Raw genomic sequence first — 23,891 nt, 5'->3', positions numbered from 1 at the left:
TTAATCGTTCTCTCCTTGTTTTTCTGATTCAGTCATGTTGGTATGAATTTGTAAAAGCGTTTGGCGGAATTGCTTCAGATCTGCAGAGGAAATTCCTTTTACAAAATCGTGGTTGGCATCTCGTTCGACGGGGAGAGTCTCCTTCACAAGCTGTCGGCCTGCTTCAGTCAAATGAAGCAAATAAGCCCGGCGATCCTGTGGGCTGTTCACACGCTGTACCCAGCCCTTCTTGTCCAACAAATCAATAATACGAGTCGTGGTAGGCTGGTCCTTTACAGCCTTAGCTGCAATTTCTTTCTGATTTAAACCCTCGGCCTGATAGATTTGGTACAGAACCGACCATTGCTCTGGGGAAATATCATAAGGTTTAAGCCGATGCGAGAGCTGTTGACTCATTTTGCGATGGGTGATTCCAAGCAACATCCCAATAGAGCAATCGGGAGGCAAATTATTCATATGACACTCCTTTCTAATTTTCCGCACAGGATACTTTGAAATTAATTAGTTGTTATAACAATTATATGGACAACAAGTTGTTTTGTCAAAAGAAGTTGTGCAGCGTTTTGTAAACATACATTCCTTTTCCACTTTACTTTTACTTGTCTATGCGGGAAAAAGAGCAAAAAAACAGCCCGTAAAAAACGGGCTGTTCGGGTTTTAGTACAATATAGTTTGCCATGACTGGCGAATTAAGCTTTAGGTACGGTTTCCCAATCCTTTAGGAAACGTTCGATACCGCTGTCTGTCAGTGGGTGTTTCCACAGGGAAGGAAGCAGGGAACCCGGAATGGTGGCGATATGTGCACCAGACAGAGCAGCATCTTCTACATGCTTAATGTTGCGGATGGAAGCAGCGATGATTTCGGATTTCAAACCATGAATGTCCAAAATTTGTCTCAGATCACGGATCAGCTTCATGCCGTCAACGGCGATATCATCCAGACGTCCCACAAACGGGCTGATAAAAGTAGCACCAGCTTTGGCTGCCATCAAACCTTGAGCTGCGGAGAAAATCAATGTTACATTCGTTTTGATTCCGTTCTTGGTCAGCTCGTTACAAGCGTACAAACCGTCTTCGGTCATAGGAAGCTTGATCACCACGTTAGGTGCCCACTTTGCGATGTCATAAGCTTCTGCGAGCATATCTTCAGCTTTCAGGCCAATTACCTCAGCACTTACGGGACCCTCAACGATACTGCAAATCTCCTGAATGACTTCCTTGAACACTCGACCTTCCTTAGCGATCAGGGAAGGGTTCGTTGTTACACCATCAACCAGACCCAAACGTTCAATACGTTTGATTTCTTCAATGTTACCAGTATCCAAGAAAAATTTCATTTGATTTTCCTCCTCAGGGTTATATAGTACATAATACATATCATATGGCGTACATTAGCTCATTTAAATGTAGCATATTGCACACGTTAAACTTATAATTAGTATGTATTACATTTTTAATTGTGACACATTTTAAATTTGAAAACAAGCGGTCTTTGATTAAAATTTGATGAATTGTCGAAACATGCTGAACCTAAGCTCCATTAATAATGTATACTACCCCATTCCATAAGGAGGTAATCATTATTCAACTGTCAGAAAGACAGCGGGAAATTGTAGATATTGTCCAGCGTCTGGCGCCTGTTACAGGGGATAAAATTGCTGAAGAGCTGGGACTATCGCGGCCGACTTTGCGTTCTGACCTTGCTTTGCTCGTTATGCTCGGGCTTGTAGATGCCAAACCAAAGGTGGGTTACTTGCCAGGGCGTTATCCAAACTATGATAGCCATATTGGCAGTATGCTCAAAAAGCTGACTGTGGCAGATATACTGAGTGACCCGATTTTGATATCAGGTGATGCTACCGCCTATGATGCGGTGTTAATGCTATTTCAGCAAAATACAGGCACGCTGATGGTCACGGGGGAGGAGCAGGAGCTCATTGGTATTGTTACCCGCAAGGATTTGCTGAAGGTCATGCTGGGACATACTGATCTTCACACTGTCCCGGTGACCATGGCTATGACTCGCCGGGCCCAAATGACGACGCTTGCTCCAGGAGATTCTTTACTGGAAGCAATATCGAGACTGATCCGGCATCAGATTAATTGTCTTCCTGTTTTGGACGAGCCATGTACCTCCTCGGCTCCAATTCAGGGGCTAGTAGGGCGGGTTACGAAAACGGATATTATGAACGCCATTCTGAATTTGACGGAAGAAAAGACCTAAAACATGAATAAGGGGGCCTTATATGTACTGGTTGGCCATGCTGACGATGCTGATTGACCATGTCGGACTTGTGTTTTTTCCGACAGATCCGGCTTGGAGAATTGCCGGCAGGCTTGCTTTTCCAATCTACGCGTACGCCCTCTATATGGGCTATACCCGTACCCGAAATATGCGGAGCTACATGCTTCGCCTGCTAGGGCTGGCCTTGATCTCCCAGGTGCCCTATATGCTGGCGTTTGATGTGTATAGACCCAATGTGATCTGGACGCTACTGGCGTCGTTACTCGCGCTGGCTGCTGCATCTCGCATGAAGCATTGGGTGGCTGTATCGGGTCTGTACGTCCTCACAGCCCTGTTCATGGAGCTCAGCCAGATGGATTACGGAGCCTATGGTCTGCTGCTTGTTCTCATCTATCGATACACCCGTTCATATATGATGATTGCTGCCCATTTTGTTTTGAATGTTGTGTATGATATGGTACACCATGCGAATATTCAGCACTTTAGTCTGCTGTCCAGTATTCTGATTGTATGTTTTGCCACAGGGGAGAGCGGATTTTATCGTCGGGTACCGCGTTGGTTGTGGCGCAGCTTTTATCCCGTACATCTGGCTGTTATTGCGCTAATTCGTATCTGGCCCTGAACTCGAATCCATACAACAAAAGAACCTTTACAACCACGACTTATAGTGGTTGTAAAGGTTCTTTTTATCCTAAATATACTATGCTGTTCAGGATACTTTGTTGGGACCTTGGGCAAAAGGAAGTGGGCGAAGTGGAGCCCCTTCTTTCATATATTGCACCAATACTTCGGGAATATTGTGTATTCCTCCTGCATTGACGCGATAGCCGTTCGTTTGCCCTGGTGAGTTAATTCCTCGTTTCACCGTAAACGTAACGTCAATTCCCAAGGAGCGGCAAATTTCCAACGTCTCCTTGGTATACCCACCATAAGGGAAGGCCAGTACATTCTGATCATTGTGTAAATGTTTAAACAGCTTCTTGTCAGCCAGGTCCAAATCGGTATAAACCCGCTGTTTGAACTCGTCCTCGGTTTCCATTCGCCCCAGCTTTTTCGAATACACCGGGCCCATCAGAAGTGGTTTTTGTTTGGTGCGCTTTGTGTTGGAGTATCCGTAAGCATGCTGGTCATTGGTATGATTGTAAAAATCAATGCCCTCTGCATGCATCTGATGAATTTGATCCCATGTCAGCTTGGGTATACCAATATGTTTAGGATTGCTGATTGTGGATGTAATGAGAAAATTGGTAGCCGGAACATGATACTTCTTCAACACGGGAAAAGTGTCCGTATAGAAGGATTCATAACCATCGTCAAATGTCATAAGGACCGCATTAGCGGGAACCTTGCCTTTATGTAAAATAAAATCCGTATACTCTTTCATGGTGATCCAATGGAAGCCATTTGCTTTCATTTCGTCCAATTGTTTCGTTAAATTACTAAGCTTGAGAGCACCGGGATCAGGTGGAGTCTTGGTTACTTCATGATACATCAGGACAATTACTTTGTTTTGGTAATATACCTTATCTGGCGTAGGCGTCAGTGAAAATAAATGGCGTACCAGTCGATCTGCATTAGCAGTGCGTGTACGATGAGTTCCTTTGACTACAGGTGTGTGATAAATATTACGTGCTTCATGCACCAAAATCCCGAGAATAGCTACCAAGCTTATGATGAGCAATGTTCTTTTTAAAAAAGTGTGTTTCATTGAATGACATCCCCCGCATGCAAAAAATTCTGAAAGTATAGAGGTTTATACTAAATATGAAACTAGCAAAATCTAGTCTATCATACCGAAAACACGCGGGGGAAATATCACAACTTTGTTACCTCTGTGTTGCTTGTACAGATACCGAAGATGAGGCCGGGAAGTAACCGATCTCGACCGCATGCTGGATCATATTGCGAATAAACTCCAGGTTGGTTACCGGACACTGTACGCCAGCTTGTTCCAGCAGAGCTGTGGTTACAGAGCAGCCGTAACGGTAAGCTGAATCCTTGGCACCATCACCTTCGAGTTGTCCCATAGCAAGGTGAAGTGCATCTTCCTGAATGCCAGAAGACGGATTCAGCAGCCAAGCGCTGTAATCGTCAAAAGGCAGCGTTTCTACTGCGTAACCAAGCTGGTTTACCATAGCGATCAGTTCATCATATGGCAATGGGTTTGGATTACAGATATGGAAAATGCGGTTCGCACTTTTTTGTTTGACGGACAGTTCTACGATAGCACGGCTGGCGTAATCAATTGGTGTAAAGTCTGTATGCCAATCGGCTTGTGGAGCTTTACCCAGCAGCAGCATCGCCTTCATCATACGATAATAAGCATTGCTGTCGATATTACGCTGGAAGCGTCCGTTGGCCGAATGGGCTGTCAAATTACCCGCACGGTAGATCGAGACAGGTGTACCTGCTTGAGCTGCTTGGAACAATAGCTTCTCTGCCGCAAGTTTACTGTTCGTGTACAGGTTGTCCACGTTCAGTTCATCTGGGAAGGCAGAGAGCTCTAATGTCGTTTCCCATTTTCCTTCGTTTGCAAGATCCTCCGGTATTCCCATAGTGGAAACATGATGGAAGGAGACTCCTGGCTTAGCTTGAGCGATTTTTAGCAGTTCCAATGTTCCGGTCACATTCGTGCGATCGAAGGTTGCCGAATCACCAAAATGGCGAACGTCAGCAGCGCTGTGAATGATACCGTCGATCTGGTGCTCTAGCATATGGCGGTCGACAGAAGAGAGACCCAGATCCGCTTGCTCTAGATCCCCATAGACAGCCTTCACCCGTCCTTCCATCAAGCTGGAGATATCTTGACCAAAATATCCTGTCAATACGGATTGAATACGCTCAAAGCCAGATGGACCGTCCTGAGAAGGGCGTACCATTGCGTATACTTTGGCTTCTGTCCGGTGGAGCAGGTCATACAGAATGTGTGAACCCAGATATCCTGTGGCTCCGGTCAATAAAATCACGCGCAAGTCGCGGATTTCAGCTAAATCTGAAGCGCCAGGCAACTCAATAGGATGTTCATTCAAATCTGTTTTTTCCTGAGAAATCGCGAGTGACTTGCGCTGCGGCGCTTGTTCTGTACCTAATTGCTCCACGTATTCAGCAAGCTCACGAACAGTTTTATAGCGGAAGAAGTCTCCAATACGCAGCGCGCCATAACGCGGCTTCAGAATAGCCAGCACATGAATGACACGAAGCGAATCGCCTCCGATCAGGAAGAAATCATCAGTCGCGCCAATGTTATGTTTACCAAGCACTTGTGTCCATGCTTCGGCAATGAGTGTTTCAGTTCCTTCACGGAGAGGTTCCCCGCCGGACGTAAGATCAGACACTTCAGGAAGTGGGCGCAGAGCCAACTTTTTACGATCGATCTTGCCAGTTGGTGAAATAGGCATAGCTTCCAGGTGAATGACATGGGTTGGTACAAAATAGGAAGGCAGCTTGCCTCCAATATAAGACTGTATAACGTCCTGTGGAATGGACTGTCCATCCGAAGTGGTAAAATAACCAACTAACATGTTCTGATCTGTGTGATCTTTGACGGCGACAACTGCTACGTCCTGAACACCTGGATGTTTGGAGAAATGGTCTTCAATTTCTCCTATTTCAATCCGGTTTCCCCGAATTTTGAGCTGTGAATCTTTACGGCTTACGTATTCAATCGTACCGTCTGGCAGCAGCTTGGCAATATCACCTGAACGGTACATTTTTTCACCTGGGACAAAAGGATTGTCCACGAACGATTGGGCTGTACGCTCCGGCTGATGGAGATAGCCGTGGGCCAACGCAGGCGTAGCAATACATACTTCACCCGGAATATTGACCGGGCAAAGCTTGTTATCGTCGTTAACGATGTACACTTTGTAATTGTAAATCGGCTTGCCGATCGGGATATTAACGACATGTTCAGGTACGGCACCGCGGACCCGATGGGTCGTCGTCGCTACGGTGCATTCGGTTGGTCCGTATACGTTGACGATGTCTGTGTCTGTACCGAATTTGCTTTGGAACGCCCGAACTTGTGAGCCATACAGTGCTTCGCCTGCTACAGTAACAATTCGAACATTTGCGAGCTTGCGATAACCTTCGTCTGACAAGTACGTCGATAGCTGATTAAAGAATACAGTTGGCAAAATGGTAATAATCGTCGTGCCCGTACGTTCGATGGCTTCAGCGAATTCTTCCACAGATACGCGCTCTTCGGAAGACAGCAAGTACAATTTTGCACCGTAAAACAAGGCTCCAATCGTATCCCATACAGAAGCATCGAAGCTATAGGTGGCGAATTGGGTCAATACATCCTGAGGCGTAATGTCACAATCGCGTTGCACGACAGCTCCTAGGTTAACGACACCGCGGTGAGCGATCAGGGCACCTTTTGGTTTGCCTGTAGAACCGGAGGTGTAGATGACATAAGCTAGATCATCTGGACTTACTTCAACGTTTGGATTGCTTGCTGCATAACCTGCCAGTGGTCCGTCAATAGCTAATATTTCTTTTACGGTTTCAATGGACCCGCATAGTTCAGCCGCTTGTTGGGTGAGTGCGGAAGTTGTTAAGACAAAAGGAGAACGCGTGTCCTCGACAATGTAGCTACTCCGGTCAGCAGGGTGAGCGGGATCAACAGGAACGTACACGCCTCCGGCTTTTAGGATGCCGAGCAGGGAAATAACGGTCTCCAAGCTTCGTTCCATGAAGATGGTCACGAATTCACCTCTGGTGAGACCTTTGGATAACAAAACACGTGCGACTTGGTTAGCACGCTCGTTCAATTCACGGTACGTATACTCCCCAGTATGGGAAGCAATAGCTGGACGATCAGGGTACTGGGAAGCCGCTTCTTCAAACATTCCGTGAATCGTCTGATGCTCAGGATATTTTACGACGGTATCATTTAAAGCTTCGTGAGCAGCTCGATCTGCGTCCGATAATATGTCAATGGAATTTACAAGTGCATGGCTGTTGTTGAGCGCGCCTCCCAGAAGGGTTGCAAAGTATTCTGCGTAGCGAACCACCGTTGTTTCCAGCAAGAGTGATTGATCATACCGAATCTGTAATTGATAAGTGCCATTGTTATCACGAACAGCCCAGTCCATAATACGGGATTCTACACCGCTGTCTGTAGGAAGTGTTGTTGAAAATGAAGTATCAGCTTGCGGTTCTGCCAGGAATGCATTAGGCTCACGGAGCATCTCCTGAAATAAGCTTGCCAGTTCATGAAAAGTCGTCTCCTTTTCCACTGTCAACGATGCTGTAAGCAGACCGGATTGAGGCACAAAAGTAGAGAAAGATACTTCTTCCTCTGCGGATAGACGATATAACCATGCAGTATACGCTGATAAGAGCACTGCTTGTTTGTCTTCCGCAGTGTTTTGTTGATTCAGTTGTTCCGAGATGGATGTTTCTAACTCTACTTGATAAGTAGAGGATGTATACTTGCGCTGTATACGTGCAAAATCCAAGGGAACTAGGAATGGGGATGGAGCTGTCTGTGTGCTGTTTTGTAGTAATGAAGCCATTACGCTAACCTCCTGAATGTTTGATGTTTCAATATAAGTAATGAAACTAATAAATGCCTCCGATCCCTTCAAATGGATGAACAGGAGGGAGGCATCACCGAACGACTTACTTATGAAATATGCATTGAAATCGATAAATGGATATTATGATTTGGTACGGTTTGTGTCTGCAATTTTGAAATAAGATGTAATTTCTTGAAGCTCTTCAGACATGGACGTCAACTTATGGGATGACTCAATGATAGAATCCAAAGAGGCTTTTTGTTCCTCTACCGTTTGCATAATGTGAACACTGTTATTGGCTGTTTTGGTTACGGTGGAGGAAAGATCGTCTGCTGTCGCGGTCATTTCCTGTGTCCCCGCAGATATTTGCTCAGTAGCACTGGATACTTCTTGGATTTGCCATGCTAGATTTTTAGTTGCTTGAAGAATGTCATTGAACAACTCGCCTGCTTGTCCAGCAACGACGATACCGTTTTGAACTTCAACGTTCCCTTGCTCCATCGAATTCACAGCTTGTCCGATTTCACTTTGAATTTCTTCAATTAGAGACGTAATTTGTTTAGTTGCCTCCGCAGATTGTTCTGCCAGCTTACGTACTTCATTGGCCACAACGGCAAAGCCTTTACCTTCTTCACCGACACGCGCAGCTTCAATAGAAGCGTTCAGGGCGAGCAGGTTCGTTTGGCTAGAAATTCCTGAAATGGTGCTAATGATATTGCCAATTTCCTGTGAACGGCTGTCCAGCAACTTGATGATACGGGAAGTATTCGCTACTGAATCGGTAATCAAATGCATTTGGGATGATACCTTATCTACAATCTCGTTACCTTCATTCGAACGCTTCTCTACCGAATTGGCTTCTTCCGCCACATTGGAAGAACTGGTAGCAATATTTTGAATGACTGATGCCATTTCAGCCATAGCTCGTGCACTATCGCCTGTCGCTTTTTCCTGTGAACGGATATTATCCGTAATTTCATTGATATTTTGGTTGATGATGTTGGAATTGATTCCGTTTTGCTCACAGATTGCGAGTAATTCCTTCGCAGATTCATTGACTTCATCAGTAGTCTGCTTCACTTTGGTCATAATGCTGTTAATATGGCTTACCATATCGTTGAAGTTCTGATTCACGAGCCCCAAGTCATCTTGGCCAGCATGAATTTGAACATCCAGATTTCCTCTGCTTACTTCACTGATACCGTACATCAGTTGCTTAATCGGAGATAGTGTGCGTTTTACTACCCAATATTGAAGCGCCAGGCAGATCAGTAGGAATATCACCAAAATGGTGGCGCCGCTAATGAGCAGCTTGGTCAATCCGGCAGGTACAGCACCAGCATCAGCATCGACAGCAAAATAAGCAAAGATTTTGCCACTAGGATCTTTAATCGGCGTCATCAAAGTCGTCCATGTACCAAAAGAGTCATCGTAAAAACTAGTGAATGTAGGTTTGCCGGAGTCCAGCATGCTAGTTACGCCTACAGCTACGACATTGGGTTGCTCGTACATAGCGCCGACACCCATTTTATCTTTTTCAAATGATTCTCTCAGATCTGTTGGCATGGCGACAATGGATGTCTGATTGCCATTTTCCAGCTCTGTTCCGAAAATATAGGCGTGAGAGATATTCGGGTTCGTTGCCATGATGTTATCTAGATAGGTACGAAGTTTGGTTTGAATGGGTCCATCATAATTTTTTTCTTGAACCGCTTGGGATACTTCATCGGAATTAATGCCCTGCGCCCACTTCAATGTGATTTTTTCCACTTGCCCATGCAATTGGTCAATCAAAATCGTACGTTGGATCAAATAGCTAGACACAATAAGGACTAGCCCGATCAATACGATATTGAAGAAGGATAATAATAAGTTTTTGGTGAAGAATGATAAGCTACTCCACTTTTTCAAAATGTTCCACTCCCTGGTAGTATTTTTGTATATGGTGTTGAACCGCTTATCGAATGAGATAATCAAGTCCCCCTTACAAACACAATAAATAGAGATAATTGACCCTTGATTTTTTCAAAATAGGTCTTAAGTCTTTTTCAGACAAGTATGATATCCCTATATATATGTCGTACAAAAAGCTCATGAAATGAATACCTAACGCAATAAAAAATTAATTTTTAATAGGTAAAGGTTGTGTGTATTTCAGTATTTTCCAATTTATACTCCTGCTTGAAATTCGAGTTCATTTCAGTCCATAAGCAACTATTCAACAGAAACCATCATACTTTATAATAGAGTCAAATGCACTTATCAATTTGGGACATTTTTCATATTTGAAGCCGCGAATGCTTGATTTATCGCGGTTTTCGTGATTTGTTCGCGAAATGAGTCCATGTATCTATGCATAGAGAAGAGGGATGAGAAAAGTGTCGAGGTTTACGATTTTAAAGGTTAGGAGCGATCATGCGGATCTGCATGATTTGATTCGTAGGCTGGATGAAGACTTGTTGGAAAGGTATCCTGCCGATCAAATTTACTTGGTGGATTTTTCCAACCCGAAAGTTAAAAATATAATTTTCGCTGTTGTGTATATGAATGGAAAACCAGTTGCTTGCGGAGGGCTTAGGCCTATAGATACGGAAGAGATGGAGCTTAAAAGATTTTATGTCGATTCCTCTTATCGCAGACAAGGAATTGCAGTTAGCCTATTATCTTTTCTGGAAGAGGAAGCCAGAAAGCGGGGAGTAGTAAGGATTAATCTAGAGACTGGAGCAGCTCAACCTGAAGCAATTGCCTTCTATACCAAGCAGGGATACGAACCTATTGAACGATTTGGGGAGTATGAACACGATGAAAATAGTCTTTGTTATGGTAAAAAGCTGTCTCTGTCTTTATAAAGCGTTCTCATATAAAATAGATGTTGATCAACACTAGCCTATATAGCGGGAGAGATGATAATGAATTTGAAGCAAAAAGCGGCCGAAAAAGCAGTTGAGGCGATTCAGGAAGGTATGAAAGTAGGACTTGGTACAGGCTCGACAGCCTATTGGGCTATTCAAAAAATCGGAGAGCGTGTGGCACAAGGATTACATATACAGGCTGTAGCTACATCCCAAGCCTCGGAGGATCAGGCCAGGGAGCTGGGAATTCCCATCATTCCGTTTGATCAGATTGGGAGGCTTGACGTTACCATTGACGGTGCAGATGAGGTGAATGAGCAACTGGTATTGGTAAAAGGTGGAGGCGGTGCTCTGCTGAGAGAGAAAATTGTGGAAAGCAATACCGATCGATTAATCATTATTGTGGATGAGTCCAAGGATGTGAAGGTACTGGGCGCATTCCCTTTGCCGGTCGAGGTGGTGCCTTTTGCCAGTGAATGGACGTTAGAGGCTCTCCGGCAGACAGGCTGTAAAGCGGAATGGCGTATGAAAGACGGCGAGCGCTTCCTTACGGATAACGGAAATTATATTGCCGATTGCCGCTATGGTACGATCGAAAACCCACAGGAACTGGAAATTCGCTTGAATCAGATTCCGGGTGTAGTCGATAATGGACTGTTCATTAACATGGCGGATCAAGTTATTATCGCACGAGCTAATGGACAAATTGACGTACGGAATAAATAATGTCTGGTAACCGTCTGTTTTATAATGTAGCATTCGTGTTATTGATATTATATACAGGGCTTCTATTATATTGGATGTTTCTCGGTTTTGGTCGCACGCTGCGTCCAGGACCTCCGTATTCATATAATGTTGTTCCCTTGGATACGATCGGGCGATACTGGCGGGCCATGCATTCTTCCCCTTTTCGGGTATGGGGTGTTAATTTGCTTGGGAATATTGGTGTGTTCATTCCCTTCGGTATTCTTTTGCCGATCATTTGGGTATCTATGCGAAGGGTAGGCAGGCTGCTGTTAGTGGTGGTGGCCGCATTGGTCATTCTCGAAGTAACCCAAATGCTGCTGGGCGCAGGTACGATGGATGTGGATGACATCATACTGAATGTACTGGGAGTATTATGCGGACGTGTTGCCTACGTATTTTTACGTAAGAAATTAAGAATTGAATCATAATCGCCCTGCTCTCGATATCAGTATTTAATGACTGGTCGAGGGCAGGCTTTTTTACATAATGAACGACAACTTCCGCATAATAGATGGTAATTCCTTCAATACAGACCGTAAAAGCAGGAAGGGAAGCGCTTAAACTTGACAAAAGTACGCAATTAAGATATCTTGGAATAAAGATATGAGTAACGGAGGCTGTTAATATGTCTGTAAAACCAGATGATCAGGACTTAGCGCTTAATTTGTTCGTTGTTCTGGCTCGTGCCTATAATTCGGTCACGTCTCGCACGAATCGGGACATTCATAGTCATGGATTAAATACAACTGAATTTGGTGTGCTTGACCTTTTGTATTATCGCGGACCGCAGCCTTTGCAGAAGATTGGAGAAAAGGTACTGATCTCCAGCGGGAATATTACGTATGTGGTGGATAAACTCCAGAAAAAAAACCTGCTTACCCGCCGTGCGTCACAAGATGATCGGCGTGTAATTTATGCAGAATTAACTGATGATGGACGTCATTTTTTTGAGCAAATATTCCCGCAGCATCATCGTGTTATTATGGAGACTGTGGATGGCTTATCCGTGGAAGAGAAGGAGCAGGCTATTCATCTGCTAAAAAAGCTTGGACTAACAGCTGAGGGACAGAAGAGTAACGGATCATAAGTGTTGCATTTTCTGGTTAAATCAGCTTTAAGATAAAATACCGACTTTTCGGTATTTTATTTTTTTGTCTAATTTTGGGCAGTGGGGACGCAAATCAGGTATAATTGTCTAATAGTCTCGATCTGAGGTCATCCCTAAAACCTGCTTCATATACAAATACCTTGTCGGGGAAGGAGCTGTACATGAGTATACAGCAATATACCGCAGGTGAGTCGCTATTGATGCAAGCAGGAGATTTGGCTGAGCTAGTTACCCACAAACAATACGAATTACAGCCAGATCTTTTGGAGCGCTTTGGGGACAACGGTAAAATAAAGACAAAACAGGACTCTTTATATAGTTTGAACTATTTAGCTGAAAGTGTAATCGTGAGCAGTCCTATTTTATTTACGTATTATGTTTCCTGGTTAAAGAGACTTTTAGAAGGTTTCGGCATAACCCAAGAAGATTTGATCATCAATTTTCAATTAATTCGGGAGACATTGGTAGAGCAGTTTCATCACAGGGAAAAAACGGTGGTGCTGGAGCATTTGGAATTGGGGATACAGCAAATTGGGAAGAAAGAGGAGTACGCCTCTTTTATTACAGATGATAATCCCTATGCTGCCGATGTGGCTCAATATTTGGAATATTTACTGTTTGGTAATCGCAGACAGGCCTTGGATTGGATCGTCCATTTGCTAGATGAAGGTATGTCTATTCAACATACTTATAAATATATTTTTCAAATTTCGCAATATGAAATAGGTCGTCTGTGGCATGAAGGCAAAATTACGGTTGGTCAAGAACATTTTTGTACTGCCGCGACTCAGTTTATTATTTCCAGCCTGTATCCCAGATGGATAGGTGCTGGAAATAAGGGACGTAGCCTCGTAGCAGCATGTGTAGGCAGCGAGCAGCATGAAATAGGTCTACGTATGCTGGCTGATATTTTCGAGATGGATGGTTGGGATACGTACTATTTAGGTGCCAATGTACCTGATCGGAGTCTGCTTCAGGCCATTGTGAGCTATAACGCAGATGTGGTGGCTATCTCAGCTACCATGGCTTACCATGTCCATCTGGTGAAAAAGCTGATTACTGTGATCCGCCAAAATACAACTACGAGTCATGTGAAAATTATGGTCGGTGGCTTGCCCTTTAATCTTGATTCACACTTATGGCAGGAAGTGGGAGCGGATGGATATGCACCAGGTGCGGAGGAAGCGCTGGAGGTAGCAGAGGACATACTTTCGCTCAAGAGATAATGTTAGTGTTGGCAACCCGTAAGTCATTTTGTAAAGGGGGCCTTTTAATATGAAGGAACCGACAGCAGAAATGGCTGTCCTGCGGAGAACGGTCGAACAATTAACGGATGAGGTTCTGAAAAGCAAGGCTGAGGAAGAAAAGCTGCTGAATGAATTTTCAGCAATGAACAACGAACTGGTCAATCTGCAGCGTCAGCTTGCCAAAAGCAATGCGGAATTAAAGCGGACAAAGGAAGAAGCGATAAGGGCTAATGACCTGAAGAGCACTTTTCTCGCCGTGGTTAGTCATGAATTTAGAACGCCAATGAACGGAATTTTGGGGATGATCGAAATGTTAGCTTCATCCAAACTATCTCCAGATCAGCGGCAGGCCATCGGTGTGATACGTGAGTCGGCCTCTCTGCTGCTAAACATGATTAATAATCTGCTCGATATATCCAAAGTAGAAGCAGGACAGATGGAGCTAGAGATCGGAAATGTCAGAGTCCAGGCGATTATGAGCCATGTTGCCCAGTTGTTGGAGCCGCAAATTTATCAGATGGGCAACCAGTTGAGTATAGAGACTGATCGTGCCGTGGCAGAGCATCTCGAAGGAGATTCGGCAAGGATTATGCAGATCTTGCTTAATCTGTTGAACAATGCGAATAAATTTACAAGCGAAGGGAACCTTGTTGTTCGGACAAAATTGGTTGAGGAAACTAAAGATTCCCAACGTGTTCGTTTTGAGGTGCAGGATTCGGGCATCGGGATTTCAGCGGAGGATCAGGACAAGCTGTTTCAGCCTTATGTGCAAGCTGGTGAAGGCAGCGCCTCCCAATATGGAGGAACGGGACTGGGGCTATGGATATGCAGCTCATTTGTGAAACTTATGCAGGGAGAGATTGGGGTCGTTAGCGAAGAAGGCCAAGGCTCCACGTTCTGGTTTGAAATTCCCTTCAGGAAGGCATCAGGACAGGCAGTTGAAATAGAAGAACATGAAAATGGTGAATTGACGGTACGTAGCGAGTTGCTTCGTGAGCATAGTCATTCTCAAGCTATTTTGGTAGCAGAGGATAATCGGGTGAATCGTCAAGTAGTGCAATTACAGCTCAACCACCTGGGATTCCAGCATATTGACTTTGTCGAGGATGGACAAGCTGCAGTAAGAGCGGCCTCCGAACGATCCTACGCCTGCATTCTAATGGATCATCATATGCCTTTGCTAAATGGTCACGATGCGGCGAAAGCGATCCGCCAGTGGGAAGCAGAAAACCAACAGCCGCCTGTGCCGATCATTTCTTTGACCGGAAATGTGTCCGAGGAAGACCAGGCTCGTGGGCGGAAGATTGGTGTGAACGATTACTTGATGAAGCCAGTGACGATTGAAAATCTCTCAGAAAAGCTGGCCAAATGGCTACCCATTCCGGAATCTGAGCCTATTTTGGATGAGGATGTTATTCGTGAGATCATGCTGCTGGACGAGGATGGTAGCACGGGATTACTTGAGTCATTGGTCGAAATGTATACCAGTGATACACCTGCCAAAATCAACAAGTTAAAAGAACTGGTTGCTGCGGGCGAAGCCACAAAAGTAGTAGAGGCTGCTCATGAGTTGAAATCAGGCAGCGTGAGTCTGGGTGTCGGGCGTTTGTCCAAATTGCTGTCTGATATTGAACAGCTTGCACGGGAGAACCGACTTGAGAATGTACAAGGGAAGTTGTCTGCGCTCCAGTCTGTCTATCAGGCAACGTGTTTAGAACTGGAACGTTATATTCACCAGTCGAGACTGACTCCCCCTTGTTAGACTTGTACCTAGAAGGAGGACCTAAAATATATATATGAAAGAACAGCTGCGTTCCATTCACCCGCTGGCCTGGACAATTATAGCGGGTACGATTTTTGGTCGGATGGCGACCTCTATGAGTATCCCATTTTTGTCTATTTATCTGACCACCCGTCTGGGGGTCTCCCCCTTTCATACGGGGGTGATCGTATCGGTCAGCTCGCTGGTTGGCATTTTTGCCAGCTTTTACGGCGGATATATTTCAGATCGGATCGGACGACGTAAGGTCATGCTGGTATCCATCGCGAGTTGGGCGCTTGTATTTGTCGCTTTTGCGTTGGCAGAAGCGGCTTGGGCCTTTTTTGTTATTAATGCTCTGAATGGACTGTGCAGATCCTTGTTCGAGCCAACTTCGCGGGCGCTATTATCCGATGTAACCCCCAAGGAGAAGAGATTGCTTGTCTATAACATGAGATATGCGGCGATTAATGTTGGTGTGGTGGCAGGACCGCTGCTTGGTTTGATGTTGGGATCGGCATCTACTGGTACGCCGTTCATGGTAGCCGCTGGTGTGTATGCTCTGTACGGGGTACTGCTGTTGATCCAGTTTACTCGGTATGCATCGGATCTGCATGTAGGCACAACAGCGGGAGAGGCTCCGCTGCGGATAGGCGAGGCGTTCCGAACAGCCAGCAGGGATCCCATATTTATGCCGATTCTGTTGGGAACTGTATTCTGCGTAATGGGCTATGCCCATTCCAATTCGACAATGCCTCAATTTTTATCGTTGTCTTTCGAGGAAGGTACCCGGTGGTTTACATACATGCTAACGGTCAACGCGGTTTGCGTATTGGCTTTTCAGTATCCACTGGTGCGGCTGGCAAGCCGCTTTTCTCCAGTGAATTCCTTAATAGCAGGGAATATATGTATTGCGGTCAGCTTGCTGCTGTGCGGTATGCTAAACTCAGGCTGGATGTTTATACTGGATATGGTGCTGTTTACAATAGGCGAAGTATTATTGTTCACGATGCTGGACGTACTGATTGATCAAATTGCTGATGCTCAATATAAAGGGACCTACTTCGGTACGATCGGCTTTAATAATTTGGGTAGTGTACTGGCTCCTTTATTTGGTGGCTGGTTGCTGGATGTCTATGGTCAAACGGCACCGCTTGCCGTGTTTGTTCCGGTTGCACTGTCGGTTGTGATCGGGATTCCCTTCCTGCTGGTCGCACGCCGCCGTTTGGCGCAGCGTACAGCTCGGTTCGCGGCTCAAGGAGCAGAGTCTGTGCAGCAACTGTCATCATAAAAAAAGGGGGCTGAGTACAGGATGAAGTCGGAAGAAGATGTGCTACGAATCATACAATATATGAATGATCCACAGGTCTTGGAAGACTTGCGCTATGTGCGAGAGCTGAAGCTTCCGCAAGGCTGTATAGCCGCGGGCTATGTACGCAACCGTGTGTGGGACAAGCTACATGGTTATACAACGGCTACACCACTAAACGATATTGATGTTATTTATTTTGACCCCAAAAATACGCTAGAGGAACGAGATGAATTTCTGGAGCAGTCCTTGAATCGTAAACAGGCGGGACGCAACTGGTCTGTCAAAAATCAAGCTCGGATGCATATTCGCAATGGGGAGGCTCCGTATTCCTCGATAGAGGATGCGATGAGTCGCTGGCCAGAGACGGCAACTGCTGTAGCCATTCGATTGAATGCCAAGGATCAAATGGAGGTCATTTGTCCGCATGGGCTGGAAGATCTGCTGGATATGCGGGTACGTCAAAGCCCATTGTTCCGTCACACTACGGCTTTTCGTCAGCGTGTATTTGAAAAACAGTGGCTAGATAACTGGCCGTTGCTTATTGTGGAAAATAAAAGTGTAATCTCATTTCAGATTGTAAGGAGAGACGACTAACGATGTTTAAAAATATAAAACCAGATTCAGCTCGTGAGGAGGTGCTGGAGCTGCTTACCTACGCCGTGCTAGATCATCCTGAACGCGGAGAGGCAGCTTTGCGTGCTTATCAAGCCTCGGATGAATGGAAGTTGTTCGGTGTGGAAGATGAAGGACTTATTGTAGGTGTTGTCGGTTTTGAGGAGCGGGAGGATGGAACGATTGTGCTCCATCATCTGGCTGTATTGCCTGAAAATCGTCATAGAGGCTACGGCAGAGGGATGTTGCTTACGCTTATTAAGGAGCGTAGCCCGAAGCGACTTATGGTGGATACAGATGCGGAGGGGGCAGATTTCTTCCGCAACGTGGGGTTTGCTGTATATGGATCAGAGGATTTGCCAGATGGTGGGCAATTTCATTGTGTATATGAAATAGACGAAGAATAAGCGAATCTCCGGGTCCCGCTTCCTTTTTTTCTACATAATATATGTTATGTCGGAGGGAGGTGGGGTTCATTGGCGTATCACTACACAGCGATTGGAGATTCTTTAACGACAGGTGCAGGGACGTTGCTAGGTGGCGGCTTTGTACCTGTCTATCGGCAAATGGCAGAAAGATATCTCCGTACACCAGTCAGTTACGAGAATCTGGGAATCAACGGACTGACATCGCAGGAGCTGCTGTCTATGGTTCGCAACAATCCGCTTTTTCGGTCAGCGATCAGTCGGGCTGAAATCATAACGGTGACGATCGGCGGCAATGATCTACGTCCATATATCAGTACACTTGCTGGAGGTCCAGGCTCTTCAGGTTCTTCCATTCCACAAGCACTGAATCATACCAAAGAACATGTACGCCAAATTGTACATGCCCTGTATCATATAAAGTCCGGTCAGCGTGAGTCATTTATCATCCGAATGGTGGGATTATATAATCCTTTTCCAGGGATAAGAGAGGCGGGAGTATATGTACGCCAATTCAACTCGTTTCTCTATACATTGGGTGGACCCAATTACCGGGTAGCGAACATTTATCCCGCGTTCGAAGGCAATGAACGGGCATTGCTTTCGCTGGACCGGATACATCCGAACAGCCGTGGTTATCGTGTGATTGCGGAAGAACTGAATCGACTTGGTTATGCGCCGTTACGATGAGTGTGAGCGGATGCTTCGGATCGGACAAAGTATATGAAAGAAAGAGGTTCATGATGCCAGTAGGAACTGACCATCATAAGCCTCTTTTTTGCGTTTCAGCGTGCGGTTTAGCCGATTAATTTACGGAATAAGCTACGAGCAGCCCACTTGCGCTCACTTCGTTTGCGGTATTTGGGCAGAGAACGATAGACAGCAATGGATTGGTTAAATGCAGCGCTGGCTTCATCCTTGCGTCCCAGCATACGGTACATTAGACCTGTCAGATAATAGCCCTCACTAGAAGAAGACTGGATCTCCTGAAATTGCTGTAGATAGTGTAGTGACTTATTTACGTCACGTTCCTTGAAAGCAGCGGCTAAATGCAAATAGGGTTCACCGTATTGCACTCGCGGGTTAATGTCCAGTGCCTTGAGTAAATGCTGTTCTCCATCCTCCAGATGGGTTGTGTGTACCTCAGCCGTACCCCGCGCGTTCCAATAGTCTGCTGAATCTTCATATCGGGATTGAATTTCCAAGAGTAGCTCCAAAGCCTGCGAGTATTTCTTGCTTTCGATCCAAATTCGAGCCAAATCAAACTTGGCAGCCACATCGTTGGTGTTTAACGCAATCTGTTGACGCAATCGTGCTGCATTGCGTCTTCTTTTCCACGGTTTGCTGATGCTGGGCAATACACCGACAAAGCTGCGATCCAATATATAGATCAAGATTAAGAGTACGAGCATTGCCAAAAACGGGTTACCGAGCAAACTCCACAGTAGAGAGAAAATCAAAAATTTCCCAATCATTCTGCTCCAATCCTCCTGTATATGTAGCTATCCATACTTTCCACATTATAGCATATGGGCGCTTTAAGGGGCATTAGCATGATGAGATTTCGAAGAATGATAGCTTTCTATGTTGGTGGGGGAATGGAAGAGTATACATCGTTTAGATTGATGCTTGTGAAAATTCGTATGTACAAAGACTCCTCCTTGTATGGAGGAGCATGAGAAATATCAGTATTACATTGAGTGACTGAAGACAACTTGGGAATATGCAGATGAGTTAGTTGCATTGGTCCATCCTATTTTTTTATTCCCGCCAAAAGGTTGAACAGTCGGCCTTATCCAAAATATTAAACTCGATCATTTTCTCAAGTAATGCGAAATCAACTGGACTATCCCACTGGATACGTACCAACTGCTTGGTGTGATTATAGCCAGCCTGCACAATTAACTCAGAAAAATGATGAATCCCTGCCTTTTCAGGGGCGACGGCTAGATGATGTTTGGCTACGCTAAAGCCAATAATAAATGTGCCGTGATCCGTAAACATAGGCTGTTTCCACGCAATTTTTGGCCTTAAATTTGGAAACTTCTTGATTACCCAAGCTAAAACCTCTTCCGTTCGGGCTTGATGTTGCGGGTTATCAATATGCGCTAAATATTCTGCAAAAGCTTCCATGTAAGTTCCCTCCTAAAATCAAAATTGTATCGTTCAGAGGAATTCCTCAACAAGAATAGAGTACAAATATGAATCATGAAACTCGCCTTTGTAGTACCAGTGTTCTCGCATTATACCTTCACGTTGCATTCCGATCTGTTGCATAACCTTCTCAGAAGCTTTATTTTCTGGACGACATGTTGCATAAATACGATGGACATCAAGTGTACTAAATCCAAATCCTAGCAGGGCTCGTGCTGCTTCTGTTGCATAACCCTTTCCTTGATAATCTGGGTTTAAAATATAACCCACTTCTGCATTAGTATCTTTGACATGAATACCAACACCGCCGATCAGAATTCCAGTGTTTTTCAGACATATAGCTAGTTCGTAGTCTTGTCGTGGCTTTTCCTGCTGTGAGACTAGAACTTGTTCTATATATGCCTTTGTATCTTCTTCTGTATTGGGTCCCCATGCTGTGTGCCTAGTAACTTGGGGCAATGACGTGTAGGTATGTATACTTCCCCAATCGGATCTGCAAATATCACGAATGATGAGCCGATCTGTTTCAAATTGCATAACGATTCCTCCTGTCCATCATTAGCATACATATTCGTGTTTTCTGCACAAGCTATTAAACCTATTTAAGCAGATCTGATGGAATATTCAAGATTTTGAGAGAAAGTGTTAAAGAAGAGGATCGAATTACGTGTTGAATAAGGGGAACGAATCAATCCTTTTGCCGCCTGAACGCAAACCGCAAGGGAGGCGTCCGGCAAAAGGCAAACAGAAAAAATTGAATGTGGTACTGGATTAGCTGCTGTTATTGGCTATCCAGGCCGTCTTAAAACAGTCTACGGGCTGTTACGAAACGTTTCTTCCATTTATCGTCAAACGTATCAAAATGAACGCCGCGCTCTTTGGAGAAAGTATGCAGCAATTTGTTGTTCCCTGCATAGATCGCCACATGGCCGATCTCCAGCCCACGCGCACTGAAGAACAGCAGGTCACCTTTGCGCAGTTCGTTCAGCCCCACCTCCCGGCCTTCTTTAGCCTGATCGTAAGAGATACGGGGGAGGTCGATAGAGAGCGTATGTCGGAACACTTCCCCTACAAATGAGGAACAATCAAAGGTCGCTGTCTGTCCGGTTGCTGCGCCGAATTTATAAGGAGTACCAAGGAATTTTTGCCCGTAGGCGATCAGTTCATCACCCTGCCGTTCTGCTAGAGAAGTGCTGGTGTAATCACTGTATTTTGGTTTAGCAGATATGTATCCGGTCAGGTTGTTTTTAGTGCGCACTTCCAGCCAGAGAGCATTAACCTCGCGGATGACATGAACCTTTTCACCGGTTGGAATAAGCCGCAGGGAAGGGGAAGCTTCTGATGAATCTGGTTTGCTGCGCAAGTTGACTCCAGAAAGAATCGTTGTGAAAAAGTCTTCTTTAGAGGCAATTCGGATCGTCCGGGTTAGAGCGTCCCATTTCACTGTGCTCCCGAGTGCTTCGCTCACAAAACGCAGTGGAATCATTGTGTTGCCCTTAACAATCTGTCCGGGAACGTTCAGGGACAGCGTTTTGTCGTTGAGGGTGGCAGCAACTTCTCCAATACGATAGGTCAGCGTCGTGTCGTTTTTGGTTGCTGTTACGGTTTTGCTGGCTCCGTTCCAGGAAAGCACAGCTCCTTGCGCCTCAAACAACTGACGCATAGGGACGAGCGTTGTCCCGTCTAGCAGTAGCGGTTGGGCAGTAAGCTCAAGCGGGCGGTCATCCACATAAACGGTTGTTACCGAAGTTAGCGGCGCCGACTTGGCGTAAGATGGGGTTGCTTGCAGCAGTGATACGGCCAGCAGAGCCAGCCATACTTTCTTGTTGATTGTCATGCTGTCATCACCTCGTTGTTAAGTTGTTCATCTAAGTTGTACGAGACTGCCTCTGATTAGTTGTGTACCAATTATTGGATTAATTCAAAAACCAAAATAAACAAAAATAAAACAAAGTGATATCTGTGTTTTTATATTGACATCAAAATTAAATAAAGATAGAATTACAAATGTGAAATGTTTCACTTTAGAGTAGTTCTGTATTTAGCGAGGGATCAAAAGTGAATCCTTAGGAGGCAGATTTTTATGAGCGCACATGTATTTTTTGTACCATCTATCAATCTGATGGGAAAAGGCTGTTTGCATGAAGTTGGACCCTATATAAAAGAACTACATTTAAACAAAGCACTGGTCGTGACCGATAAGTTTCTGATGAAGAGTGGAATTGCAGGCAAGGTCACATCCTTGCTGAATGATATTGGCTTGAACTATGTAGTATACGATGAGGTCAAACCCAATCCAACCTGTAAAAACGTACATGATGGCGTTCAATTTCTACAGGACAACGGCTGCGACTTTTTAATTTCTATTGGTGGAGGATCCCCACAGGATACGGCCAAGGGAATTGGCATTATTGCTACCAATGGGGGACATATAACGGAGTATGAGGGCGTTCATCAATCCAAGCATAAATCGCTGCCCATTGTCGCCATTAATACAACGGCAGGAACATCCGCAGAAATTACAATCAATTATGTCATTACGGACGAAGAGCGCAAAGTCAAAATGGTTATGGTTGACAAGAATAGCGTAGCTACGATTTCAGTCAACGACCCTGAACTGATGGTAGACAAACCCGCCGCATTAACGGCAGCTACAGGACTAGATGCTTTGACTCATGCCATTGAAGCTTTGGTTACTCCGGGTTCCTATCCTGTTACAAATGCGACCGCGTTGGCAGCAGTAGAACTTATTTTTAACAACTTGGCCCGTACAGTGAGCGACGGTCATGATATAGAAGCACGTGAACAAATGGTTTACGCTATTTTCTTGGGAGGACTTGCATTTAATAATGCCGGGTTGGGTTACGTCCATGCTATGGCCCATCAGCTAGGCGGCGTATACGATTTGCCTCATGGGGTTTGCAATGCCATGCTGCTGCCGATTGTGGAGGAGGAGAATGCCAAGCATGTACCAGAGAAGTTTCGTGCCATCTCTAAGGTAATCGGTTTCGAAGATAAGGGGAAAACGGATAAAGAATGCGCGGACTATGTAATTCAAAGAATCAAAGACCTGTCGAAGGAAGTAGGGATTCCTGCCAAACTTTCTGAACTAGGTGTAATTGAGGTGGATTTAGATTTGCTTGCCGAAAACTCCATGAAGGATGCTTGTGCTCCGGGCAATCCGTTCATACCTAGCAAAGAACAAGTTATCGAAATGTTTAAGAAAATTCTATAAATCATACTGCTATTATTTTGTTATATACTTTAAGGGCTGTCCCAGGAACTGATTAAGAACACCAGGGACGGCCCTTTGCATTCTCATTATAACAGACTTAAATCTTATTCATTGAAGCATTTCATACGTGAAAATCCGATCAGACTGACTGAATACTTGATTTATATAGATGTCTATGCAATAATGCTTGTATGTTAAAAAATAATGCAGCTGCACTTGTAGGAACCATTAGGGACTCGATCAATAAATTAATTGTATCTGAGCTCGAATCCTATGGAGTTGAAGGAATTGTACCTACCCATGGTGGAATACTGATGTTTCTGTATCAAACGGATGGACTTTCGATTAAGGAATTGACGCAAAAAATTGCTCGTCAGCAGCCCACAGTCACTGTTCTGATCGACAAGCTAGTAAAATTGGGGTATGTGGAGAGGAAAAAAGAAAGGGAGGATAGCCGGCTTACTCTGATCTATCTTACCGAAAAGGGAAAAGAGCTGGAGCCTATATTTGAGACGATCTCCTATAAATTAAAAGAAACCATCTATGGGGGTCTCAAAGACGAGGAACAAAAACAACTGGAATATCTGCTGGAGCATGTAAAAAACAGGTTTTAAATTTTTTTAAACAAATGTATAGATATCTATACAAATGCCAAAATAACAATAAAACA

At 44.8% G+C, this 23,891-nt stretch carries 23 protein-coding genes; 14 read left to right on the top strand and 9 right to left on the bottom strand.

Features of this window, described 5'->3' with window-relative positions:
- Window positions 1-456, bottom strand: a complete 456-nt coding sequence (locus tag ACXHJ1_RS22510; RefSeq protein WP_016819208.1) for a MarR family winged helix-turn-helix transcriptional regulator — start codon at window positions 454-456, stop codon at window positions 1-3.
- Between the two features lie 233 nt (window positions 457-689).
- The gene (gene fsa, locus ACXHJ1_RS22505) at window positions 690-1,337 is read right to left on the bottom strand and encodes a fructose-6-phosphate aldolase (protein ID WP_013370592.1); all 648 of its coding nucleotides are present in this window, start codon (window positions 1,335-1,337) and stop codon (window positions 690-692) included.
- A gap of 209 nt (window positions 1,338-1,546) precedes the next feature.
- Here fsa and ACXHJ1_RS22500 point away from each other — a divergent pair, with 209 nt between their 5' ends.
- Complete coding sequence (locus ACXHJ1_RS22500) at window positions 1,547-2,224, top strand: CBS domain-containing protein (RefSeq protein ID WP_038978158.1); 678 nt, start codon at window positions 1,547-1,549, stop codon at window positions 2,222-2,224.
- A 22-nt stretch (window positions 2,225-2,246) separates the two neighbouring features.
- Window positions 2,247-2,867, top strand: a complete 621-nt coding sequence (locus tag ACXHJ1_RS22495) for a TraX family protein (protein WP_016819210.1) — start codon at window positions 2,247-2,249, stop codon at window positions 2,865-2,867.
- Between the two features lie 87 nt (window positions 2,868-2,954).
- Here ACXHJ1_RS22495 and ACXHJ1_RS22490 read toward each other — a convergent pair whose 3' ends face one another.
- The 3 genes from ACXHJ1_RS22490 to ACXHJ1_RS22480 all read right to left on the bottom strand — a co-directional run bounded on the left by ACXHJ1_RS22490 (window position 2,955) and on the right by ACXHJ1_RS22480 (window position 9,681).
- On the bottom strand, window positions 2,955-3,953 hold the full coding sequence (locus tag ACXHJ1_RS22490) for a polysaccharide deacetylase family protein (protein WP_016819211.1): 999 nt from the start codon (window positions 3,951-3,953) through the stop codon (window positions 2,955-2,957).
- Window positions 3,954-4,071: 118 nt separating this feature from the next.
- Window positions 4,072-7,767: a non-ribosomal peptide synthetase family protein gene (locus ACXHJ1_RS22485; RefSeq protein WP_457905240.1), complete on the bottom strand. Its 3,696-nt coding sequence runs from the start codon at window positions 7,765-7,767 to the stop codon at window positions 4,072-4,074.
- Between the two features lie 144 nt (window positions 7,768-7,911).
- The gene (locus tag ACXHJ1_RS22480) at window positions 7,912-9,681 is read right to left on the bottom strand and encodes a methyl-accepting chemotaxis protein (RefSeq protein ID WP_457905239.1); all 1,770 of its coding nucleotides are present in this window, start codon (window positions 9,679-9,681) and stop codon (window positions 7,912-7,914) included.
- Between the two features lie 467 nt (window positions 9,682-10,148).
- Between ACXHJ1_RS22480 and ACXHJ1_RS22475 the strand changes: the two genes are divergently transcribed.
- The 10 genes from ACXHJ1_RS22475 (at window position 10,149) to ACXHJ1_RS22430 (ending at window position 18,522) form a co-directional block, all read left to right on the top strand.
- Window positions 10,149-10,619 carry a GNAT family N-acetyltransferase gene (locus tag ACXHJ1_RS22475; RefSeq protein ID WP_457905238.1) on the top strand — a complete coding sequence of 157 codons (471 nt, stop codon included), beginning with the start codon at window positions 10,149-10,151 and terminating at the stop codon, window positions 10,617-10,619.
- 60 nt (window positions 10,620-10,679) lie between these two features.
- Window positions 10,680-11,348 (top strand): ribose-5-phosphate isomerase RpiA, encoded by a 669-nt coding sequence (gene rpiA / locus ACXHJ1_RS22470; RefSeq protein ID WP_016819237.1) that lies wholly within the window; start codon window positions 10,680-10,682, stop codon window positions 11,346-11,348.
- Window positions 11,348-11,797, top strand: coding sequence for a VanZ family protein (locus ACXHJ1_RS22465; protein WP_017425774.1), 450 nt, complete (start codon window positions 11,348-11,350; stop codon window positions 11,795-11,797). The genes rpiA and ACXHJ1_RS22465 overlap by 1 nt, the downstream gene beginning before the upstream one ends.
- Before the next feature lie 197 nt (window positions 11,798-11,994).
- Window positions 11,995-12,456, top strand: a complete 462-nt coding sequence (locus ACXHJ1_RS22460) for a MarR family winged helix-turn-helix transcriptional regulator (protein WP_013309820.1) — start codon at window positions 11,995-11,997, stop codon at window positions 12,454-12,456.
- A gap of 182 nt (window positions 12,457-12,638) precedes the next feature.
- On the top strand, window positions 12,639-13,703 hold the full coding sequence (locus ACXHJ1_RS22455) for a cobalamin B12-binding domain-containing protein (protein ID WP_107734270.1): 1,065 nt from the start codon (window positions 12,639-12,641) through the stop codon (window positions 13,701-13,703).
- A 49-nt stretch (window positions 13,704-13,752) separates the two neighbouring features.
- Complete coding sequence (locus ACXHJ1_RS22450) at window positions 13,753-15,486, top strand: ATP-binding protein (protein ID WP_330720434.1); 1,734 nt, start codon at window positions 13,753-13,755, stop codon at window positions 15,484-15,486.
- Between the two features lie 34 nt (window positions 15,487-15,520).
- Complete coding sequence (locus tag ACXHJ1_RS22445; RefSeq protein WP_016819241.1) at window positions 15,521-16,774, top strand: MDR family MFS transporter; 1,254 nt, start codon at window positions 15,521-15,523, stop codon at window positions 16,772-16,774.
- A gap of 21 nt (window positions 16,775-16,795) precedes the next feature.
- On the top strand, window positions 16,796-17,389 hold the full coding sequence (locus ACXHJ1_RS22440) for a nucleotidyltransferase family protein (RefSeq protein WP_457905237.1): 594 nt from the start codon (window positions 16,796-16,798) through the stop codon (window positions 17,387-17,389).
- Window positions 17,390-17,391: 2 nt separating this feature from the next.
- Window positions 17,392-17,814 carry a GNAT family N-acetyltransferase gene (locus ACXHJ1_RS22435; RefSeq protein ID WP_017425769.1) on the top strand — a complete coding sequence of 141 codons (423 nt, stop codon included), beginning with the start codon at window positions 17,392-17,394 and terminating at the stop codon, window positions 17,812-17,814.
- 69 nt (window positions 17,815-17,883) lie between these two features.
- Window positions 17,884-18,522 (top strand): GDSL-type esterase/lipase family protein, encoded by a 639-nt coding sequence (locus ACXHJ1_RS22430; protein ID WP_107734268.1) that lies wholly within the window; start codon window positions 17,884-17,886, stop codon window positions 18,520-18,522.
- A gap of 107 nt (window positions 18,523-18,629) precedes the next feature.
- Here ACXHJ1_RS22430 and ACXHJ1_RS22425 read toward each other — a convergent pair whose 3' ends face one another.
- The 4 genes from ACXHJ1_RS22425 to ACXHJ1_RS22410 all read right to left on the bottom strand — a co-directional run bounded on the left by ACXHJ1_RS22425 (window position 18,630) and on the right by ACXHJ1_RS22410 (window position 21,823).
- The gene (locus ACXHJ1_RS22425) at window positions 18,630-19,307 is read right to left on the bottom strand and encodes a tetratricopeptide repeat protein (protein ID WP_016819245.1); all 678 of its coding nucleotides are present in this window, start codon (window positions 19,305-19,307) and stop codon (window positions 18,630-18,632) included.
- A 286-nt stretch (window positions 19,308-19,593) separates the two neighbouring features.
- Window positions 19,594-19,965, bottom strand: a complete 372-nt coding sequence (locus ACXHJ1_RS22420; RefSeq protein ID WP_016819247.1) for an iron chaperone — start codon at window positions 19,963-19,965, stop codon at window positions 19,594-19,596.
- Window positions 19,966-19,998: 33 nt separating this feature from the next.
- On the bottom strand, window positions 19,999-20,523 hold the full coding sequence (locus tag ACXHJ1_RS22415; protein WP_031463300.1) for a GNAT family N-acetyltransferase: 525 nt from the start codon (window positions 20,521-20,523) through the stop codon (window positions 19,999-20,001).
- Between the two features lie 265 nt (window positions 20,524-20,788).
- Window positions 20,789-21,823 carry a stalk domain-containing protein gene (locus ACXHJ1_RS22410; protein WP_457905236.1) on the bottom strand — a complete coding sequence of 345 codons (1,035 nt, stop codon included), beginning with the start codon at window positions 21,821-21,823 and terminating at the stop codon, window positions 20,789-20,791.
- A gap of 246 nt (window positions 21,824-22,069) precedes the next feature.
- Here ACXHJ1_RS22410 and ACXHJ1_RS22405 point away from each other — a divergent pair, with 246 nt between their 5' ends.
- Window positions 22,070-23,221 (top strand): iron-containing alcohol dehydrogenase, encoded by a 1,152-nt coding sequence (locus ACXHJ1_RS22405; protein ID WP_457905235.1) that lies wholly within the window; start codon window positions 22,070-22,072, stop codon window positions 23,219-23,221.
- A gap of 191 nt (window positions 23,222-23,412) precedes the next feature.
- Entirely contained in the window at window positions 23,413-23,835 is a 423-nt protein-coding gene (locus tag ACXHJ1_RS22400) for a MarR family winged helix-turn-helix transcriptional regulator (protein WP_016819252.1), read from the top strand.
- Window positions 23,836-23,891: the final 56 nt, after the last annotated feature.

Source organism: Paenibacillus sp. ALE2 (assembly GCF_054113385.1).
Note: the sequence above shows the minus strand (reverse complement) of the source record. Positions and strands in the feature narration are given on the sequence as shown.

Bases quoted from the DNA above. Each gene is read 5' to 3' on its own strand.
- ACXHJ1_RS22510 (WP_016819208.1), bottom strand. From the start codon at position 456: ATGAATAATTTGCCTCCCGATTGCTCTATTGGGATGTTGCTTGGAATC.
- fsa (WP_013370592.1), bottom strand. From the start codon at position 1,337: ATGAAATTTTTCTTGGATACTGGTAACATTGAAGAAATCAAACGTATT.
- ACXHJ1_RS22500 (WP_038978158.1), top strand. From the start codon at position 1,547: ATGTATACTACCCCATTCCATAAGGAGGTAATCATTATTCAACTGTCA.
- ACXHJ1_RS22495 (WP_016819210.1), top strand. From the start codon at position 2,247: ATGTACTGGTTGGCCATGCTGACGATGCTGATTGACCATGTCGGACTT.
- ACXHJ1_RS22490 (WP_016819211.1), bottom strand. From the start codon at position 3,953: ATGAAACACACTTTTTTAAAAAGAACATTGCTCATCATAAGCTTGGTA.
- ACXHJ1_RS22485 (WP_457905240.1), bottom strand. From the start codon at position 7,767: ATGGCTTCATTACTACAAAACAGCACACAGACAGCTCCATCCCCATTC.
- rpiA (WP_016819237.1), top strand. From the start codon at position 10,680: ATGAATTTGAAGCAAAAAGCGGCCGAAAAAGCAGTTGAGGCGATTCAG.
- ACXHJ1_RS22465 (WP_017425774.1), top strand. From the start codon at position 11,348: ATGTCTGGTAACCGTCTGTTTTATAATGTAGCATTCGTGTTATTGATA.
- ACXHJ1_RS22460 (WP_013309820.1), top strand. From the start codon at position 11,995: ATGTCTGTAAAACCAGATGATCAGGACTTAGCGCTTAATTTGTTCGTT.
- ACXHJ1_RS22455 (WP_107734270.1), top strand. From the start codon at position 12,639: ATGAGTATACAGCAATATACCGCAGGTGAGTCGCTATTGATGCAAGCA.
- ACXHJ1_RS22450 (WP_330720434.1), top strand. From the start codon at position 13,753: ATGAAGGAACCGACAGCAGAAATGGCTGTCCTGCGGAGAACGGTCGAA.
- ACXHJ1_RS22445 (WP_016819241.1), top strand. From the start codon at position 15,521: ATGAAAGAACAGCTGCGTTCCATTCACCCGCTGGCCTGGACAATTATA.
- ACXHJ1_RS22440 (WP_457905237.1), top strand. From the start codon at position 16,796: ATGAAGTCGGAAGAAGATGTGCTACGAATCATACAATATATGAATGAT.
- ACXHJ1_RS22435 (WP_017425769.1), top strand. From the start codon at position 17,392: ATGTTTAAAAATATAAAACCAGATTCAGCTCGTGAGGAGGTGCTGGAG.
- ACXHJ1_RS22425 (WP_016819245.1), bottom strand. From the start codon at position 19,307: ATGATTGGGAAATTTTTGATTTTCTCTCTACTGTGGAGTTTGCTCGGT.
- ACXHJ1_RS22420 (WP_016819247.1), bottom strand. From the start codon at position 19,965: ATGGAAGCTTTTGCAGAATATTTAGCGCATATTGATAACCCGCAACAT.
- ACXHJ1_RS22415 (WP_031463300.1), bottom strand. From the start codon at position 20,523: ATGCAATTTGAAACAGATCGGCTCATCATTCGTGATATTTGCAGATCC.
- ACXHJ1_RS22410 (WP_457905236.1), bottom strand. From the start codon at position 21,823: ATGACAATCAACAAGAAAGTATGGCTGGCTCTGCTGGCCGTATCACTG.
- ACXHJ1_RS22405 (WP_457905235.1), top strand. From the start codon at position 22,070: ATGAGCGCACATGTATTTTTTGTACCATCTATCAATCTGATGGGAAAA.
- ACXHJ1_RS22400 (WP_016819252.1), top strand. From the start codon at position 23,413: ATGTTAAAAAATAATGCAGCTGCACTTGTAGGAACCATTAGGGACTCG.